This window comes from Bacillus sp. 05T22 (genome assembly GCF_056396765.1).
In genome coordinates this window covers 45,660-65,378 of sequence record NZ_JBFTMC010000013.1, presented here as the reverse complement: position 1 = coordinate 65,378, position 19,719 = coordinate 45,660, and the positions used below count along the sequence as shown (strand labels likewise).

At 38.9% G+C, this 19,719-nt stretch carries 16 protein-coding genes and 2 pseudogenes; 14 read left to right on the top strand and 4 right to left on the bottom strand.

Annotated elements, in window-relative coordinates; translation table 11 throughout:
• A pseudogene (locus tag AC1DIT_RS07145) lies at window positions 1-490 on the bottom strand (M4 family metallopeptidase); the annotation flags it as partial.
• Window positions 491-654: 164 nt separating this feature from the next.
• On the opposite strand from AC1DIT_RS07145, the gene AC1DIT_RS07140 reads away from it, so the two are divergent.
• Window positions 655-1,509 carry a helix-turn-helix domain-containing protein gene (locus AC1DIT_RS07140; RefSeq protein WP_016112713.1) on the top strand — a complete coding sequence of 285 codons (855 nt, stop codon included), beginning with the start codon at window positions 655-657 and terminating at the stop codon, window positions 1,507-1,509.
• 158 nt (window positions 1,510-1,667) lie between these two features.
• Entirely contained in the window at window positions 1,668-1,814 is a 147-nt protein-coding gene (locus AC1DIT_RS07135; RefSeq protein ID WP_016112712.1) for a quorum-sensing peptide PapR, read from the top strand.
• Between the two features lie 235 nt (window positions 1,815-2,049).
• Here the strand turns inward: AC1DIT_RS07135 and uvsE are convergent, their stop codons facing one another.
• Window positions 2,050-3,003 (bottom strand): UV DNA damage repair endonuclease UvsE, encoded by a 954-nt coding sequence (gene uvsE / locus AC1DIT_RS07130; RefSeq protein WP_016112711.1) that lies wholly within the window; start codon window positions 3,001-3,003, stop codon window positions 2,050-2,052.
• Window positions 3,004-3,048: 45 nt separating this feature from the next.
• The gene (gene cls / locus AC1DIT_RS07125) at window positions 3,049-4,242 is read right to left on the bottom strand and encodes a cardiolipin synthase (RefSeq protein ID WP_016112710.1); all 1,194 of its coding nucleotides are present in this window, start codon (window positions 4,240-4,242) and stop codon (window positions 3,049-3,051) included.
• A 204-nt stretch (window positions 4,243-4,446) separates the two neighbouring features.
• Between cls and AC1DIT_RS07120 the strand changes: the two genes are divergently transcribed.
• The 8 genes and pseudogenes from AC1DIT_RS07120 to pyrG all read left to right on the top strand — a co-directional run bounded on the left by AC1DIT_RS07120 (window position 4,447) and on the right by pyrG (window position 14,508).
• Entirely contained in the window at window positions 4,447-6,558 is a 2,112-nt protein-coding gene (locus tag AC1DIT_RS07120; RefSeq protein WP_016132461.1) for a (Fe-S)-binding protein, read from the top strand.
• A 9-nt stretch (window positions 6,559-6,567) separates the two neighbouring features.
• Window positions 6,568-7,849 (top strand): annotated as a pseudogene (locus tag AC1DIT_RS07115) (acetyl-CoA C-acetyltransferase).
• 18 nt (window positions 7,850-7,867) lie between these two features.
• Window positions 7,868-8,719, top strand: coding sequence for a 3-hydroxybutyryl-CoA dehydrogenase (locus AC1DIT_RS07110; protein ID WP_006096674.1), 852 nt, complete (start codon window positions 7,868-7,870; stop codon window positions 8,717-8,719).
• An 89-nt stretch (window positions 8,720-8,808) separates the two neighbouring features.
• On the top strand, window positions 8,809-9,939 hold the full coding sequence (locus AC1DIT_RS07105; protein WP_016112707.1) for an acyl-CoA dehydrogenase: 1,131 nt from the start codon (window positions 8,809-8,811) through the stop codon (window positions 9,937-9,939).
• Window positions 9,940-9,966: 27 nt separating this feature from the next.
• A complete protein-coding gene (gene acdA / locus AC1DIT_RS07100) occupies window positions 9,967-11,106 on the top strand; it encodes an acyl-CoA dehydrogenase AcdA (protein ID WP_016112706.1) in 1,140 nt (379 codons plus the stop codon).
• 63 nt (window positions 11,107-11,169) lie between these two features.
• Window positions 11,170-11,799, top strand: a complete 630-nt coding sequence (locus AC1DIT_RS07095; protein ID WP_016112705.1) for a TetR/AcrR family transcriptional regulator — start codon at window positions 11,170-11,172, stop codon at window positions 11,797-11,799.
• Window positions 11,800-12,127: 328 nt separating this feature from the next.
• Window positions 12,128-12,643 (top strand): DNA-directed RNA polymerase subunit delta, encoded by a 516-nt coding sequence (rpoE, locus tag AC1DIT_RS07090; protein ID WP_016112704.1) that lies wholly within the window; start codon window positions 12,128-12,130, stop codon window positions 12,641-12,643.
• 257 nt (window positions 12,644-12,900) lie between these two features.
• Entirely contained in the window at window positions 12,901-14,508 is a 1,608-nt protein-coding gene (pyrG, locus tag AC1DIT_RS07085) for a CTP synthase (protein ID WP_016112703.1), read from the top strand.
• A gap of 35 nt (window positions 14,509-14,543) precedes the next feature.
• Here pyrG and AC1DIT_RS07080 read toward each other — a convergent pair whose 3' ends face one another.
• Window positions 14,544-15,071 carry a DUF2529 domain-containing protein gene (locus AC1DIT_RS07080; protein WP_016112702.1) on the bottom strand — a complete coding sequence of 176 codons (528 nt, stop codon included), beginning with the start codon at window positions 15,069-15,071 and terminating at the stop codon, window positions 14,544-14,546.
• A 204-nt stretch (window positions 15,072-15,275) separates the two neighbouring features.
• Between AC1DIT_RS07080 and spo0F the strand changes: the two genes are divergently transcribed.
• The 4 genes from spo0F to glpX all read left to right on the top strand — a co-directional run bounded on the left by spo0F (window position 15,276) and on the right by glpX (window position 19,543).
• The gene (gene spo0F / locus AC1DIT_RS07075) at window positions 15,276-15,644 is read left to right on the top strand and encodes a sporulation initiation phosphotransferase Spo0F (RefSeq protein WP_016112701.1); all 369 of its coding nucleotides are present in this window, start codon (window positions 15,276-15,278) and stop codon (window positions 15,642-15,644) included.
• 209 nt (window positions 15,645-15,853) lie between these two features.
• Window positions 15,854-16,711, top strand: coding sequence for a class II fructose-bisphosphate aldolase (locus tag AC1DIT_RS07070; RefSeq protein ID WP_016112700.1), 858 nt, complete (start codon window positions 15,854-15,856; stop codon window positions 16,709-16,711).
• A 388-nt stretch (window positions 16,712-17,099) separates the two neighbouring features.
• On the top strand, window positions 17,100-18,389 hold the full coding sequence (gene murA / locus AC1DIT_RS07065) for a UDP-N-acetylglucosamine 1-carboxyvinyltransferase (protein ID WP_016112699.1): 1,290 nt from the start codon (window positions 17,100-17,102) through the stop codon (window positions 18,387-18,389).
• A 188-nt stretch (window positions 18,390-18,577) separates the two neighbouring features.
• The gene (gene glpX, locus AC1DIT_RS07060) at window positions 18,578-19,543 is read left to right on the top strand and encodes a class II fructose-bisphosphatase (RefSeq protein WP_003209232.1); all 966 of its coding nucleotides are present in this window, start codon (window positions 18,578-18,580) and stop codon (window positions 19,541-19,543) included.
• The last annotated feature ends 176 nt before the right edge of the window (window positions 19,544-19,719 follow it).

Below are 19,719 nucleotides of genomic sequence, written 5' to 3'. Positions count from 1 at the left end.
GTGTTGGAATATTGCGTAATACAGATTTTACTTCGTTTTTCGACAAAAAATTTGGTATAGTAAGATTAGGTTGCTGTTCTAGATTTTGGGCAACTTTACCACTAATAGTCTTAATTGCCTCATGCTTATCTATTTTAACAATGATGTCTTGACCATATATTTTGTTATTTTTATATGTTTGGGAAAGACGTACTTCGGCTTGATTTTCTTTTGCCTTTTTGTTTGTAGGTTGAAAATCAACATTTTTTCAGTGGTAACTTGTTTTTGTTACGCGTTAACCTCTTGTACTTCAACTTTTAAGTATTTTTAGCGATATTTCCCACTGTGACGTTTTGTGGTTCAGTTTATGTACTAATTATGAAACTAGGTTGAGCAACTTCAACGTTCGCTTCACTTTTATCAATTTCTGGGGCACGAGAATTGCTTCCATTGATAAAGGATAGAGTAGACCAAAAACAAGGAATACACTAGCAACTTTTCTATCATTCATCTCTAACACTACGAGTATTGTATTTGTATAAGATGATTTACAAGAAAGGTTTGCTAAATGATACATATTATGCAATGTTTCATGTCAAAAATTGTCAAAAACCGGTATTGTAGTGGTATGACAACTTCGGAAGTTAGATTTCTGTAATGGGATGGTGAACAATTATGCACGCAGCAAAGCTGGGAGCGGAAATAAAGAAAATTAGAATGTTAAGAGGTTTAACACAAAAACAGTTATCTGATAATATATGTCATCAATCAGAAGTGAGCAGAATTGAAGCAGGTTCAGTATATCCAAGTATGGATATACTCCAAGGAATTGCAGCAAAGCTAAGAGTTCCCATCATTCATTTTTATGAAGTGCTCATTTATTCTGATATTGAAAGAAAGAAACAGTTTAAAGATCATATTATAGTACTTTGCAAACAAAAGAAGTATAAAGAAATTTATAATAAAACCTGGGAGGAGCTCAAAAAAGATGAGTATCATCCAGAATTTCAACAATTTCTTCAATGGCAGTATTATTTAGCAGCATATATGTTAAAAAAGATAAATTATGAATATTGTATTTTAGAACTAAAAAAATTACTCAATCAAGAATTAGCAGGAATTGATGTATTTCAAAATTTATATATAGAAAATGCTATAGCAAACATTTATGCAGAAAATGGATATTTCAAAAAAAGTATTGAGTTGTTTGAAGGTATTTTAAAACAATTGGAATCTCTACATAGCAATGAAGAATTTGCTGTGAAGGTTAGATATAACCATGCAAAAGCACTGTATTTAGATGAGCGGTATGAAGAGGCGCTTTACCAGGTTATAAAGGCAATTAAAATCTCTTGCCGTATTAATAGCATGTCATTTATTGGACAATTGCAATATCAAAAAGGTGAATGTCTTGAAAGGTTAGGAAATGCACAGGAAGACATTCAGGAAGCTTATGAAAAAGCGCTGTTCTTCTTTGATTTATTAGAACTGCATGAGTATAAAGATACACTTTTAAAAAAATTAAAGTAATGCTTTTCTCGGTAAGAGGCTTATTAATAGGGATAAAAATGAGTGTTTTATAAAAGTAGATAGAATTAAGGTATGGATATTAATGGATATGCATAATTGCATATAGAATGGATAAATTTTCATGATATATTGAAAGAAAAGCATGTAGGTGATGGAATATGAAAAAGCTACTTATCGGTAGTATGTTGACGTTAGCGATGGTATGGGGTATTTCTTTTGGAGATAAATTAGTAGAGGAAAGTCATACAATAACTCATAATGATCAAGAAGTACAGTTAGCTTCTGATTTGCCATTTGAATACTAAGATGAAAATAAAGAACCCAGGGTATGGGTTCTTTATTTTTTATTAAGTAAATGTTTATGTTAAGGAGCCGCTTCTGTAATAAATTAATAAGCTTGCTAACTAAAAAACGTGAATCTGGTCACAATTTTGCTTATATAAAAATGACCATTGTTCATGCGTTTCAACGCCCTTAGCAAAATACTATATTTTAATAATATCACCCCGAAGAGAATGGCATCATGAAAAAACGTTACAATTACCATTGTAACGCTGCACCGCTTATTCGTCTCACTCCTCTTATAGAAGCGAGCTCATCTAATAATTGAAAAAGAGCTAAATCTTTTTGCTTGCTCTCAATCATAATATCGAAATCTTGATTTAGTTCTCTCGTGACGTGTAAAAAGGGTTTTATAAATGTAGCATCAATATAATTAGCGTGGGCCCTGAATTCCTTCTCCGATTTTGGTGAAGAAATATGAATCTTAGGGATGGTATTTGTATGATTCCATGTTTCGAAAATAGCAGGTAGTAGGTCCTCTAACGGTTCATCACAAAGATTTGCCATGTGATGATGATAATCAAATACAAAAGGGATTCTTTCTTGCTCACAAACAGCTAATGTTTCAGAAGCTGTATATGTTTTATCATCATTTTCAAGTGTCATTTGCTGCTTGATATGAGGGGGGAGTTTTTTTAAGTTTTCATGAAAGCGCAGTAAAGCTTTCTCTTTGTTGCCATATGCACCCCCAATATGGATATTAATGTAGGAAGAGTCTGCTAATCCCATTGCATCTAATACGTTATAGTGATACGTCATATCTAGGATCGCATTGTCTGTAATATGAGGTTTTTCACTTGTAAATAATGTGAACTGATTTGGATGAAAGCTGACTCGTAAGTTATGCTCTCGAATTAATTTCCCCATCTTACGCCAAAAGGGTGTAAATATATCGATATAATCAAAATCAACTTCAGGATGGGTTGCGAGTGGGACGATAGAAGATGATAATCGGTATAATGGAATTTCATGTGCGATATTGTAATGCAGGATACGTAATGTATGCATAAGGTTTTGCATTGTAATATTATATAATTTTTCTTCTCGTTCCTGTTTACCAAGCTTTTTCCACGTTGTAAATGTCATTGTTTTAGCAGGGGAGCAGTCCCACAAAGCGACTGCATGTGAGACATACCCAAAGCGCATAATCATCTGTCCTACCCCCGTTATTTATTATTTAATTATAAAAGTTTCATTTCATAAGAAAAACGCTAGTAACGTCCCAATCCATTCTTTTCCTTTATCGACAAGGGAGAGAGAGGAAACATCTTTCCAAGTAAGCAATGTAGATCCCTCTATATCTTTGCTAATGTGCACCTTAATTTCTTGTATAAAAGCCCGATCATATAGGAGACAATTTATTTCATGATTGATGTATATACTTCTCATATCAAAATTAGCTGTTCCGATATCACAAATATGATTATCTACCATAATAATTTTCGCGTGAAAAAATCCTTGTTGAAATTCATAAATATTACACCCTGCCCTCATCAATTTCCGGCAGTATGGTAATTTAGCTTCGCGAACGAGTGGGTGATCTGCTTTTTTAGGAACGAGAATCGTAATGCGAACACCTCGTTTTTTTGCTTGTAATAATGCATTCATTACTATTTTTCCCGGAATGAAATAGGGTGTCCCAATATATAATTCCTCTTTTGCACTTTCAATAAGTGATACAAATGTTTCCTGTAAATAGGCACCGTCTGTTGGGATAAAGCGGTGTAGCATAGGTCCTGGCATCTGTTTAGGAAAAAATGATGCTTCTTCTAATAAATCTTCATTTGTATCATCGCGCCAATCGTGCAAAAATTGTTTTTGTAAATCTTGTACGCCTTCGCCAGTCAGGCGTAAATGATAATCACGCCAAAGGCCCAATTCAGGATCATGCCCTAAATATTCTTCTCCAATGTTGAAACCTCCAATATAACCAATTTTCCCATCGATAATCGTAATTTTTCTATGATTTCTTTGGTTTGCAGAAAAAAAGAGAAAAGGGATCTTGATTTTATGACAATATGAAAAAGATACACCATGTTGCCTGAGTGAGCGAATGGCTTCATCTGATAAATGATGGCTTCCTATACGATCGAGAAGGAGACGTACTTCTATACCTTGTTTGGCTTTTTCAGTGAGAAGCCGTAAAAAGGTTTGACTAATTTCATCATTTTTGACAATGAAAAATAAAATATGTATATGATGCTTTGCCCCTTTTATATCCAGAAATAAATCATTGTATAAATTTGTTCCCCATGTATACAATTTAAAATTGCTACGTCGTAAGGGAAAAGGGCGGGACTTTATTTTTTTTAAATGATGTTTTCTTCCAAGTAAAAAGTCGAGTGAGACCCATATGACTAAGCATATTAGTAAGAGAGATAAAAAGACCATTATCAAATTACCTCCTGAGAATTCATTCTTATAGTTTCACCTAAATAAACAGCTTTATGAAAAAATGTTGTGTTGTATAACAAAAAACTGTTGACTGAATGCTCACTCATTATATAATGGGGATAGGAGATATAATTCAGAAAATTATTTATTTTCGAAGATTCTAAAAGAAAGAGGGCTTACAAAGAGAGGGGTATCATAAAAATGAATAGTTTACTGATCATTAATTGGCTGGCTGCCATTGCTGTTATTGCTTATGCTGGATATTTGTTTGTATATTTGATACGAACAAGGATGGCCTACATACAATTAGGAAAAAAAGTAGAATTTGATCGCCGCTTTAAAGAGAGGTGGGATATTCTTAAGGTTAACGTTTTCGGTCAAAAAAAATTGCTGAAAGATAAAAAAAGCGGTATCATGCACGTTATGTTTTTTTACGGATTTATTCTTGTCCAATTTGGAGCAATTGACTTCGTTTGGAAAGGATTAGCACCAGGATCACATCTTCCACTTGGACCACTATACCCTGCATTTACATTCTTCCAGGAAATTATCACACTTATGATTTTAATCGCAGTTTTTTGGGCTTTTCATAGAAGATACGTTGAAAAACTTGTTCGTTTAAAACGTAATTTTAAATCAGGCCTTGTTCTTATTTTTATCGGAGGCTTAATGCTTTCTGTACTACTTGGTAACGGAATGGGCATTATATGGCACGGCGAAGAGCTTTCGTGGAGCGAACCAATCGCTTCTGGAATCGCTTACGTTTTCTCAGGAATAAATGAAACCGCAGCCATTTCTGTGTTCTATTTCTCTTGGTGGGTGCATCTACTTATTTTGTTAACGTTTTTAGTTTATGTACCACAATCAAAACACGCACATTTAATTGCCGGACCTGCTAATGTATTCTTTACTCGCCTTTCTAATCCAGGGAAACTTGAAAAAATTAATTTTGAAGATGAGACACAAGAAACATTCGGCGTTGGGAAAATTGAGGATTTCAAACAGACGCAGCTTATTGATTTATACGCTTGTGTAGAGTGCGGGCGCTGTACAAATATGTGCCCGGCAACAGGAACGGGCAAAATGTTGTCACCAATGGATTTAATTTTAAAACTTCGCGATCACTTAACGGATAAGGGGGCAGCGGTAACATCACGGGCCCCATGGGTTCCGGCGGTTGCGTTTAACAATACACAAGGAAATCAGTTAGCGATGATGGCAGCGGGGCAAGGGCAACAAGAATCGGCTGCTACAGCACTTGCTTATGATCCAAGTTTAATCGGAGACGTCATTACAGAAGAAGAGATTTGGGCATGTACAACGTGCCGCAATTGTGAAGATCAATGTCCAGTTATGAATGAACACGTTGACAAAGTTATTGATTTACGTCGTTATCTCGTTTTAACAGAAGGAAAAATGGATCCAGAAGCGCAGCGTGCGATGACAAATATTGAGCGCCAAGGGAATCCGTGGGGGCTGAACCGTAAAGAGCGTGAAACGTGGCGCCAAGGCGATGATGAAGTAACCGTTCCAACAGTGAAAGAGAAAACAAAGACTGGCGAAGAGTTCGAATATTTATTCTGGGTAGGCTCAATGGGATCTTATGATAACCGCAGTCAGAAAATTGCAATATCATTTGCGAAGCTGATGAATAAAGCGGGCATTTCCTTTGCGATTCTTGGTAATAAAGAAAAGAACTCGGGAGATACGCCGCGCCGCCTTGGAAACGAATTTGTATTCCAAGAGATGGCCACAAAGAACATTGAAGAATTTGAAAAAGCAGGCGTGAAGAAAATCGTTACGATTGATCCGCATGCCTATAACACATTTAAAAATGAGTATCCAGACTTTGGCCTACAAGCAGAAGTCTATCACCATACAGAATTATTAGCACAGTGGGTGAAAGAAGGGCGATTAGAGCCGGTTCACCGTATTGAAGAGACAATTACGTATCATGACTCCTGTTATTTAGGAAGATACAACGAAGTATATGAAGCACCGCGCAGTATTTTAAAAGCAATTCCAGGTGTGAAAGTTGTTGAAATGGAGCGTAATCGTGAAACAGGCATGTGCTGCGGCGCAGGCGGCGGACTTATGTGGATGGAAGAAACAACAGGTTCGCGCATTAACGTTGCACGTACAGAGCAAGCACTTGCTGTGAAACCGTCAATCATTGGTACGGGATGCCCGTACTGCCTAACGATGATTAGTGACGGTACGAAAGCAAAAGAAGTAGAAGAGCAAGTTCAGACACTTGATGTAACAGAGATTTTAGAACGCTCTGTAATTGGGTTTAAAAAAGAAGTTATGTAATACGTAAGAATCCATACAACTTTAGAAAGAGGTGCAAGATTTGCACCTCTTCTCAGCGTAGGAGTATCGAGCGGGCGCTCAGCGCCGAAAAAAAGAAATGGGGGAAATAAACGTGGTAAGAACAGTTATTTTAAGTGCTGCAAGAACACCGGTTGGAAAGTTTGGGGGATCTTTAAAGGATGTAAAAGCAACGGAACTTGGAGGAATTGCGATTAAAGCTGCGCTTGAGCGAGCGGATGTTGCTGCAAATGATGTTGAAGAAGTTATATTCGGAGCGGTGATTCAAGGAGGGCAGGGGCAAATTCCTTCGCGCCAAGCGGCGAGAGAAGCTGGACTTCCTTGGGAAACTCGTACAGAAACAGTGAATAAAGTTTGTGCATCTGGTCTTCGTGCTGTAACAATGGCTGATCAAATTATTCGTACTGGAGATCAAACGCTTATTGTAGCAGGCGGAATGGAATCGATGAGCAATAGTCCTTATATTTTACAAGGTGCACGATGGGGATACCGGATGGGACATAATCAAGTTGCCGATCTAAATGTAGTAGATGGCTTAACGTGTTCATTTTCTGGCGTACATATGGGTGTGTATGGCGGAGAAGTCGCGAAGGAGGACGGAATCTCTCGCGAAGTGCAAGATGAATGGGCATATCGCAGTCATCAGCGTGCAGTTTCTGCGCAGAAGGAAGGTCGATTTGAAGAGGAAATCGTACCAGTCTCTGTACCGCAGCGAAAAGGTGAGCCGATTGTTGTTACAAAAGATGAAGCGCCGCGCGAAGATACAACAGTTGAAAAGCTAGCAAAGCTAAAGCCTGTATTTGATAAAACAGCGGCAGTAACGGCTGGAAATGCACCAGGGTTAAATGATGGCGGCGCGGCGCTTGTATTAATGAGCGAGGACAGAGCGCAGCAAGAAGGAAGAAAACCGTTAGCGACGATTTTAGCACATACAGCAATTGCGGTAGAAGCGAAAGATTTCCCAAGAACGCCAGGCTATGCGATTAATGAGCTTTTGAAGAAAACAGGTAAGACAGTGGATGAGATTGACTTATTTGAGATTAACGAAGCCTTTGCAGCAGTTGCAATTGCGAGTGCAAATATTGCAGGAATTGATCCGGAAAAAATTAACGTAAACGGTGGCGCGGTTGCGATGGGACATCCAATTGGGGCAAGCGGGGCACGGATTATTGTAACGCTTATTCATGCACTGAAGCAGCGCGGCGGCATTGGAATTGCATCGATTTGCAGCGGCGGTGGTCAAGGCGACGCGATTATGATTGAAGTTCATTAATAAAAAGGGGGAGAAAAAATGAGTGTACAAAAAATTGTTGTAATCGGTGCGGGGCAAATGGGTTCAGGTATTGCACAAGTATGTGCGATGGCAGGATATGACGTATATATGCAGGATTTGAAACAAGAGCAATTAGATCGGGGATTATCCATTATTACAAAAAACTTAGCACGCCAAGTAGAAAAAGGACGCATGGATGAAGAGTCAAAGGAAGCAACTTTAAATCGTCTTACAGCGACGCTTGAATTAAATTGTGTAAAAGAAGCAGATCTTGTTATTGAGGCAGCCGTTGAGAAAATGGATATTAAAAAGAAAATTTTCGCGAATTTAGATGAAATTGCACCAGAACATGCGATTTTGGCGACAAATACATCGTCTTTACCAATTACAGAAATTGCAGCGGTAACGAAAAGACCAGAGAAAGTAATTGGGATGCACTTTATGAATCCAGTTCCGGTTATGAAGCTTGTTGAAATCATTCGGGGTCTTGCAACAGATGATGCAGTATACGAAACAATCGAAGACATTACAAAGAAAATCGGAAAAGTACCAGTTGAAGTAAATGATTTCCCTGGATTTGTTTCCAACCGTATTTTATTACCGATGATTAATGAAGCGATTTATACGCTATATGAAGGCGTCGCAACAAAAGAAGCAATTGATGAAGTGATGAAGCTCGGTATGAATCATCCAATGGGGCCATTAACATTAGCAGATTTTATTGGTCTAGATACGTGTTTGTACATTATGGAGGTTCTGCATGAAGGACTAGGAGATAGTAAGTATCGCCCATGTCCGTTATTACGTAAATATGTGAATGCTGGTTGGTTAGGTCGAAAAACAGGTCGTGGTTTCTACGTATACGAATAGAAAGCAAGGGTAGGTCTCCCTCTTTTTTACAAAGTAGTGGTCTTACCAGGTGGTTGAAAAAAGATATATCGCAAATGGGGGCGGGGCATATGAATTTTCGTTTTACAGAAGAGCAGCAGATGATGAGGAAAATGGTTCGAGATTTTGCACAAAAGGAAATCGCTCCCTTTGTTCCAGAGATGGAACAAGGGGTGTTTCCTAGAGAGATTTTGAAGAAAATGGGTGAGCTTGGACTTATGGGGATTCCAGCACCAGCAAAATATGGCGGTGCGGAAATGGATTTCATTTCTTACATTTTAGCTATTGAGGAATTATCAAAGGTGAGCGCGACAATTGGTGTTATTTTGGCGGTACACACATCGGTTGGAACAAACCCAATTTTATATTTTGGAACAGAAGAACAAAAGCAAAAATATGTTTCTAAACTAGCGACGGGTGAATATTTAGGTGCATTTGCTTTAACTGAGCCAAATGCGGGATCAGATGCAGGTAGCTTAAAATCAAGAGCCGTAAAGCAAGGTGATCACTATGTCATTAACGGTTCAAAAGTATTTATTACAAACGGTGGCGAGGCGGATACATATATCGTGTTTGCTTCTACGAATCCAGATGCAGGGAAGAGCGGAATTTCTGCGTTTATTGTAGAGAAAGATACACCAGGCTTAATCGTTGGAAAAGACGAACATAAGATGGGACTGCTTGGTTCTCGTACAGTGCAATTAACATTTGAAGATATGAAAGTACCAGTAGAAAACTTGCTTGGTGAAGAAGGACAAGGTTTTAAAGTAGCGATGGCGAATTTAGATGTTGGTCGCATTGGTATTGGAGCACAGGCACTTGGCATCGCCGAGGCAGCGCTAGCATGTGCAGTGGATTATGCGAAGGAGCGTCAGCAATTTGGAAAGCCAATTGCCGCGCAGCAAGGACTGGGCTTTAAACTGGCGGATATGGCTACGAGCGTAGAAGCTTCGAGGCTACTTGTATATAGAGCGGCATCGCTTAGGGCACAGGGACTTCCTTGCGGGAAGGAAGCATCTATCGCAAAGCTATTTGCTTCGAAAACAGCGGTGGATGTCGCAATTGAAGCGGTACAAGTATTTGGCGGTTACGGCTATACGAAAGATTATCCAGTTGAGCGATTTTTCCGTGATGCAAAAATTTGTGAGATTTATGAAGGAACGAGTGAAATACAGCGGCTTGTTATTAGCCGAGCGTTATAAAGAGAAGAGAGAGTGAGGGGAAGGAACATGGATTTTAAATTATCGGAAGAGCATGAAATGATACGAAAAATGGTTCGAGATTTTGCGAGAAATGAAGTGGCGCCGACAGCAGCGGAGCGAGATGAAGAAGAACGATTTGACCGCGCTTTATTTGACCAAATGGCGGACCTTGGTTTAACAGGAATTCCATGGCCTGAAGAATACGGCGGAATTGGAAGCGATTACTTAGCGTATGTGATTGCTGTAGAAGAGTTATCTCGTGTTTGCGCTTCGACAGGTGTCACGTTATCTGCTCATACTTCGCTTGCTGGTTGGCCCATTTTTAAATTTGGAACAGAGGAACAAAAACAAAAGTTTTTACGCCCGATGGCGGAAGGGAAGAAAATTGGTGCATACGGTTTAACAGAGCCAGGTTCTGGTTCAGATGCAGGCGGAATGAGAACGACAGCGAAGCGAGATGGCGATCACTACATTTTAAATGGTTCTAAGATTTTTATTACAAATGGCGGCATTGCCGATATTTACGTTGTCTTTGCATTGACTGATCCAGAATCAAAGCAGCGCGGCACAAGTGCATTCATTGTAGAAAGCGATGTGCTAGGGTTTTCAGTTGGTAAGAAAGAGAGCAAGCTTGGGATCCGCTCTTCACCAACAACAGAAATCATGTTTGAAGACTGCCGTATTCCTGCTGGAAATTTACTTGGCGAAGAAGGACAAGGGTTCAAAATTGCAATGCAGACGCTAGACGGTGGTCGTAACGGGATTGCGGCGCAAGCTGTTGGTATTGCGCAAGGAGCTTTAGATGCTTCTGTGGAGTATGCAAGAGAACGGCATCAGTTTGGAAAGCCAATTGCTGCGCAGCAAGGAATTGGTTTTAAATTAGCAGATATGGCGACAAGTGTAGAGGCAGCACGCCTATTAACATACCAAGCTGCTTGGCTAGAATCAGAAGGACTTCCGTACGGAAAAGAATCAGCGATGTCGAAGGTGTTTGCTGGGGATACAGCGATGAAAGTAACGACTGAAGCAGTGCAAGTATTTGGTGGTTACGGTTATACGAAAGATTACCCAGTAGAACGGTTCATGCGTGATGCAAAGATTACGCAAATTTATGAGGGAACACAAGAGATTCAAAGGCTTGTAATTTCTCGCATGTTAACGAAATAAGAGAAAAAGCGTAGGTATTTTCCTACGCTTTTTCCTTCCAAATGGTAGAGAGAGGTGAAGAGGATGGTTAAGCACAATGTGCATGCGTCTGTAAAGGATGAGAAATTGGTTGCACTAAGGCGCGAGCAGATGATTAAAGGAGCGGTGCAGCTTTTTAAGAAAAAGGGATTTCCTCGGACAACGACGAGGGAAATTGCAAAAGCAGCCGGATTTAGTATTGGGACACTTTATGAATATATCCGTACGAAAGATGACGTATTGTATTTAGTATGCGATAGCATTTACGAACATGTAAAAGAACGATTAGAAGAAGTGGTTTGCACGGAAAAAGGAAGCGTTGAAAGTTTAAGGGTAGCCATTACGAATTATTTTAAAGTAATGGATGAGTTGCAAGAAGAAGTATTAATTATGTATCAAGAAGTTCGTTTTTTACCGAAAGAGTCTCTACCATATGTGCTAGAAAAAGAGTTTCAAATGGTGGGAATGTTTGAAAATATTTTAGAACAGTGCACGGAAAACGGCACATTTACATTAACGAAAAAGGAAATTCAACTGCTGGCTCATAATATTTTCATTCAAGGACAAATGTGGGGATTTAGACGCTGGGCCCTGCAAAAACTTTATACGTTAGAGGAATATACAGAAATGCAGATTAGGTATATATTACATGGGGCGCATATGCTTCCGAAATAAAACGATATACCCCCCCTCTTTTAGGCGGGAGAGAGCATCTAGCCATGCATAGAAGCGACCAGTGCCTTTTTTAGCTCCATTCCGAGTGAAACCAGAAGGAGAAAATGAGAGGAAATCCGCTTTTGTATTCATAGCCGCGCTTTATATAGTCCCTACAGGTTAATCTTGTAAATAATGGTCTGTAATCACTTTTATCGATTGCTCGTGAAAGTTTCCCGTTTTTTTTGTAGCATATTTGTTGGAGTTTTGTTTATAATGAATAGTATGGATTTTTTTAAACAGGCCGTTATATATAGGATTATATTTTAAGAAAGGAAGTGCCGCATAAGTGGATTTTAAGAAATATTCACCAGAAGAGCTAAAAGAATTATCCATGATTGAAGTTGTACATAGTGTTTTAGAGGATAAAAGACAGGCAACGTCATTCCATGATTTAGTTCGAGAAATCGCTCAAGTGCTGGGACTAACTCAAGAACAAGTTGCTGCGAAGATCGCACAATTCTATACAGATTTAAATATTGATGGACGTTTCATCAATTTAGGGGAAAACCGTTGGGGACTACGTAGTTGGTACCCATACGAGCAAATCGATGAAGAAATCTTACCTCAACCAAAGCCTAAGAAAAAACGTAAGGTTGAAGAGGAAGAAGATTTTGATGACTACATTGCAGAAGACGAAGACGACTTCGACGGTGACGACGAAGAAGATGATGTAGAAGATTTGGACAAGGTTCTTGACGAAGACGATGATCTTGATGATTTAGATGAAGATGATGAAGAGGAAGAATTCGCTGACGAAGAACTCGAGTATGATGAAACAGAAGAAGAAGAGGAAGAACTGTAGTTCTTGACTTTTCATTATCGTCCATGTAGAATCATTTTTGGGCTCTTTAAAACAGGACGATAATACTTTTAAAGTTTAAATATAAAAGAAAATTGCTCCCTACTTATTACTTTTTGTGATGAGGGGAGCAATTTTCTTTTTTGTTTTTTGTTTAGAAAATAAAAAGAGTCTAACAATAAGATAGATACGGTGTTATCTACATACGTTGCGCTTTGCAACGGTGATTATATAACAACAAAGTAGAAGGGAGTACTTTTATGACTAAGTATATTTTCGTAACAGGCGGTGTAGTATCTTCTTTAGGGAAAGGGATTACAGCAGCATCTCTTGGAAGACTTTTAAAAAATCGTGGTTTAAACGTAACAATCCAAAAGTTTGACCCATACATTAACGTAGACCCAGGGACAATGAGCCCATACCAACACGGTGAGGTATTCGTAACAGATGATGGCGCAGAAACAGACTTAGACCTTGGTCACTATGAGCGTTTCATTGACATTAACTTAAACAAATACAGCAACGTAACAACAGGTAAAATTTACTCTTCTGTTCTTCAAAAAGAGCGTCGTGGTGAATATTTAGGAGGAACAGTTCAAGTTATTCCTCACATTACAAATGAAATTAAAGAGCGTGTATATCGTTCAGGCCGCGAAACAAATGCGGACGTTGTTATTACAGAAATCGGGGGAACTGTTGGTGACATCGAGTCTCTACCATTCCTAGAAGCAATTCGCCAAATTAAGAGCGATATTGGTCGTGACAACGTAATGTACATTCACTGTACATTAATCCCGTACTTAAAAGCAGCGGGTGAAATGAAAACAAAACCAACGCAACATAGCGTTAAAGAACTTCGTAGCTTAGGTATTCAGCCGAATATTATCGTTGTTCGTACAGAATTGCCTGTTTCTCAAGATATGAAAGATAAGCTAGCATTATTCTGTGACATCGATACAAAAGCAGTTATTGAAGCGCGCGATGCAGATACGTTATATGCGGTTCCATTATCGCTTCAAGAGCAAAATATGGACCAAATCGTTTGCGATCACTTAAAACTAGACAATCCAGCTGCAGATATGACAGAGTGGACTGCATTAGTTGAAAAAGTACGTAACCTATCTAAGAAAACAAAAATCGCTCTTGTTGGTAAATATGTAGAACTTCAAGATGCATACATTTCTGTTGTAGAAGCACTTCGCCATGCAGGATATTCATTTGATACAGATGTAGAAGTGAAATGGGTAAATGCTGAGCACGTAACAGCAGAAAACGTAAAAGAATTAGTTGGCGACACAGACGGTATCCTTGTACCAGGTGGCTTCGGCGATCGTGGTGTAGAAGGGAAGATCGCTGCAATTCAATATGCACGTGAAAATAAAGTTCCATTCTTAGGAATTTGCTTAGGAATGCAACTTGCATCAATCGAATTTGCACGTAACGTATTAGGATTAGAAGGGGCTAACTCTTCTGAAATTAATCCTGACACGCCTTATGCAATTATTGACTTATTACCAGAACAAAAAGATGTAGAAGACTTAGGTGGCACACTTCGTCTTGGTCTATACCCATGTAAGCTTACTCCAGAAACAAATGCTTACAATGCGTATAATGAACCAGTTGTATACGAGCGTCATCGTCATCGTTATGAGTTCAACAACGAATTCCGTAAAGACATGGAAGGCGCTGGATTTATTTTCTCTGGCACAAGCCCAGATGGTCGTTTAGTAGAGATCATTGAATTACAGGATCATCCGTGGTTCGTGGCAGCACAGTTCCACCCAGAACTTGTATCTCGTCCAAACCGTCCACAACAATTGTTCCATGATTTCGTAAAAGCTTCTATTACGAATAAAGAAAGCAAGTAATAAAAAAGGCGTCCAAATTCGGACGCCTTTTTCTTTTACTCATATTCGTTTATCATTTCATCAATTGTAAATTTTAATCCGTGATAAGCAAATAGAGATAAGATTAAACTTGGGAACCCGTAACGGTTGCCTTCATCATCCGGGATTAAACCTTTTAGCAATTTTGTATCAATATGTACATCTGTGAACTGCTCTAGTGAGGATTCGCCATTTTGGATAGCTGAAATACCAACAATGGGGTGTCCTTCTTCTTGTAGTTGTTTCGCTAATGAAATGATGTTTTTATCTGTTGAAAAACGACTGATAAGAAGTACGCGGTCTGCGGATGTAACCTCTGCTTGGTTACCATTTTCGAGTAAGCGCTTTGCTTGTTTTAGTGGCTCTGCGCCGTGCAATGCTTCCGAAACAACGCCTTCCATTTCGTTTGTACCGTGTAAATAAACGATGCCATCACCAACTAACGCTTGTGCAAGTAGACGGGCACTATCTTCTATATTCATCTCTTCTTTTTGAGAAATCTTTGTGAAATAGCCGCTCAGCTGAGTAGAAAAAATTTTTAACATTGTATTACTCCTTTCGATTGTGTTAAGGCGGCTTTCATTATAGCTTATTTTTTTAGAAAGGCGAAGTAATAGAGGTAGCATAACAAAATAGTAGGCGGTAAAATAAGAAAGAATGGGAAGGAATTTGGTAAAGAATAGCGAAAATAAATCGAGTAAGATATAAGAAGCTTTTAATCTTGTATTTATACAGAAAGGTTGGGGATTATGGAAGGGAAAATTTTAATCGTTGATGATCAATACGGCATTCGTGTGTTGTTGCATGAAGTGTTCCAAAAAGAAGGTTATCAAACGTTCCAGGCAGCAAATGGATTTCAAGCTTTAGATATCGTGAAAAAGGATAATCCAGATTTAGTTATTTTAGATATGAAAATTCCAGGTATGGATGGTATAGAGATTTTAAAACATGTAAAAGAAATTAATGAAGATATTAAAGTTATTTTAATGACTGCTTATGGAGAGCTGGATATGATCCAAGAAGCGAAAGATTTAGGAGCTTTAATGCACTTTGCTAAGCCGTTTGATATTGATGAGATTCGCCAAGCGGTACGAAATGAAATCACTGTAGAGGCTTAAAAATGAATTTTTTATAAAAAATATGAAAAAAAGCGTTTACATGGACTGATGAGCAGGTGAATACAGTTGAGTTTTTGAGTACAAGTTGTTATCCTATTGAGTGTAGAAAAAAGTCCGGTATATAAATATACATATTTTACCTTATTCTGGTCATACTACCAGCGATAAGAATTTATCGGATACAAAAAACGTTTTTAGGAGGATTTACCATGCCTTTAGTTTCCATGAAAGAAATGCTAAACACAGCACTAGAAGGAAAATACGCAGTTGGTCAATTCAACATGAACAACTTAGAGTGGACTCAAGCTATCTTAGCTGCTGCGGAAGAAGAAAAATCTCCTGTAATCTTAGGTGTATCTGAGGGTGCAGCTCGTCATATGACTGGTTTCAAAACAGTTGTAGCTATGGTTAAAGCTTTAATCGAAGAAATGAACATCACTGTTCCTGTAGCGATTCACCTTGACCATGGTTCAAGCTTCGAAAAATGTAAAGAAGCAATCGATGCAGGTTTCACATCTGTAATGATCGATGCTTCTCACCACCCATTCGAAGAAAACGTTGAAACTACTAAAAAAGTAGTAGAATACGCACATGCTCGTAACGTATCTGTAGAAGCTGAGCTTGGTACAGTTGGCGGACAAGAAGACGATGTAATCGCTGAAGGCGTTATCTACGCTGATCCTGCAGAATGTAAGCACCTAGTTGAAGCAACTGGTATCGACTGCCTAGCTCCAGCTTTAGGTTCTGTACATGGTCCTTACAAAGGTGAGCCTAACTTAGGATTCAAAGAAATGGAAGAAGTTCGTGACGCTACTGGTGTACCTTTAGTACTTCACGGTGGTACTGGTATCCCAACTGCTGATATCGTAAAATCTATTTCTTTAGGTACTTCAAAAATCAACGTAAACACTGAGAACCAAATCGAGTTTACAAAAGCTGTTCGCGAAGTATTAAACAAAGACCTAGAAGCTTACGATCCTCGTAAATTTATCGGACCTGGCCGCGAAGCTATCAAAGCAACTGTTATTGGTAAAATTCGTGAATTCGGTTCTAACGGTAAAGCGTAAGAATAAAATTCCGTTTTGGAAACCGTCTAGTCTTTTAGACGGTTTCCTTTCGTTGTATAATGAAAGCGTGAACAAGTCTTAAGATTAAATGAATTGCCAATTTATTCACATGAACTGTAAGGAAATGTGAAAATGGAAAATGGTGTGAATGATTCTATTAATAAACGTTATCATGTATCTAAGATGAATTGACGAGTATAGCTTGACGGGCAGTTAGTCTTCATCTACTCGCCTAAAGCCTACCTATTTTAAGGTGAGGGCTTACTGCTTGTTAAGTTGAGGAAAGAGAAAAGTCAAAAATGATTGACTCTTTTGTTTTTCTTGATAGTATGCTGAACAAATGAGATTCTTAAGGAAAATAAATACATTCATAAGAAGGGAGCTCAACATGGAAAAGTTGCTGATTGAAGGTGGACGACCTTTAAACGGATCAATTCGCGTGAGCGGTGCAAAGAACAGTGCTGTTGCCCTAATTCCAGCGACCATTTTAGCTGATACTCCAGTGACCATCGGTGGTGTACCTAACATTTCAGATGTGAAGATGTTAGGAGACCTATTAGAGGAAATTGGAGGAGTTGTAACGTACAATCAGGAGGAAGAGATGACAGTTGATCCTTCCAAAATGGTTGCTATGCCCTTGCCAAACGGGAAGGTAAAAAAATTACGTGCTTCTTATTACTTGATGGGCGCTATGCTTGGCCGCTTTAACAAAGCTGTAATTGGGCTTCCTGGTGGATGTCACTTAGGGCCAAGACCAATTGATCAGCACATTAAAGGATTTGAAGCATTAGGTGCACATGTGACAAATGAGCAAGGTGCAATCTATTTAAGAGCGGATGAATTACGAGGAGCTCGTATTTATTTAGATGTTGTTAGTGTAGGAGCAACGATTAACATTATGCTAGCGGCTGTGCGTGCAAAAGGTAGAACGGTGATTGAAAACGCTGCGAAAGAACCAGAAATTATTGATGTAGCAACATTACTAACAAGTATGGGGGCACGAATTAAAGGTGCTGGTACAGATGTGATTCGTATTGATGGTGTGAATTCTCTGCACGGCTGTCACCATTCTATTATTCCAGACCGAATTGAAGCGGGTACGTACATGATTTTAGGAGCGGCGTCTGGTGGAGAAGTAACAGTTGATAATGTAATCCCGCAACATTTAGAGTCAATCACTGCAAAATTACGAGAAGCTGGTGTACAAGTTGAGACGAACGATGATCAAATTACGGTAAATGGGGATCGTAAGTTAAAGATTGTTGATGTAAAAACACTTGTGTATCCAGGATTTCCGACCGATTTACAGCAACCTTTTACAACTCTTTTAACAAAGGCGCATGGAACGGGAGTTGTAACGGATACGATTTACGGTGCTCGTTTTAAACATATTGATGAATTGCGCCGGATGAATGCACAAATTAAGGTAGAAGGCCGTTCTGCTATTGTGACAGGACCTGTTGCTTTGCAAGGAGCAAAGGTAAAAGCGAGCGATTTACGAGCAGGTGCTGCACTTGTAATTGCAGGATTAATGGCTGAAGGGATTACAGAAGTGACAGGGCTTGAACATATTGACCGAGGTTATGAAAATATAGTAGACAAGCTTAAAGGTCTTGGTGCAAACATTTGGCGAGAACAAATGTCGCGGCAAGAGATTGAAGAAATGAAAAATGCATAATTTGCAATGATTGTTGGCAATGTACTCTTGATATGGAGTTTTGCTGATTATTGCAAAATGAAGATGAAGTGGTGGTGCTTCCGTTAATGGGGGAAGAAGAATTACTGCTGACGGAAGCTACACTTTATAGAAGGAACCGGTTCACAAAATACGGCATAAATATTAAGACTTAAAGGAGAGGGATTATTGTGGAAAGAAGTTTATCTATGGAGTTAGTACGTGTAACAGAGGCTGCAGCATTATCATCAGCGCGTTGGATGGGACGCGGAAAAAAAGATGAAGCAGACGGTGCAGCAACATCAGCAATGCGCGATGTGTTCGATACAATTCCGATGAAAGGTACAGTTGTAATTGGTGAAGGGGAAATGGATGAAGCGCCAATGCTATACATCGGGGAAAAATTAGGTACAGGATACGGACCGCGCGTCGATGTTGCAGTTGATCCGTTAGAAGGAACAAATATCGTAGCAGCTGGAGGCTGGAATGCACTTGCTGTTATTGCGATTGCGGATCACGGTAATTTGTTACATGCTCCTGACATGTACATGGATAAAATTGCAGTTGGACCAGAAGCAGTTGGTGCAGTTGATATTGACGCACCTATTATTGATAACTTACGCGCTGTTGCAAAAGCGAAAAATAAAGATATTGAAGATGTTGTAGCAACAGTTCTAAACCGTCCGCGTCACCAAGCGATTATTGAAGAAATTCGCAAAGCTGGCGCTCGTATTAAATTGATTAATGATGGCGATGTAGCTGGAGCAATTAATACAGCATTTGATCGTACAGGTGTTGATATTTTATTCGGTTCTGGTGGTGCACCTGAAGGCGTTCTTGCAGCAGTTGCATTAAAATGTTTGGGCGGGGAAATTCACGGGAAGCTTCTTCCTCAAAATGAAGCAGAATTAGCTCGTTGTAAAAAAATGGGCATTGAAGATATAAATCGTATCCTTCGTATGGAAGACTTAGTGAAAGGTGACGACGCAATCTTTGCAGCAACAGGCGTAACAGATGGTGAATTACTACGTGGTGTTCAATTTAAAGGCAGTGTTGGTACAACAGAATCCCTTGTTATGCGTGCAAAATCCGGAACAGTTCGTTTCGTTGACGGACGCCATAGCTTAAATAAAAAACCAAATTTAGTAATTAAATAAAGAGAAAACAGAAGCAATATAAAAAGCGGAGACAAATTTTCTTGTCTTCGCTTCTTGTATTTGTGTTACAACGTATTGATTAAAACTGGATAAAAGGGTTACAATAGTGAATATTACCCTACTTGAACTTATTGCCTTTCATTATTATGTATTTGCCTTCCGTATATTTTCCCTTT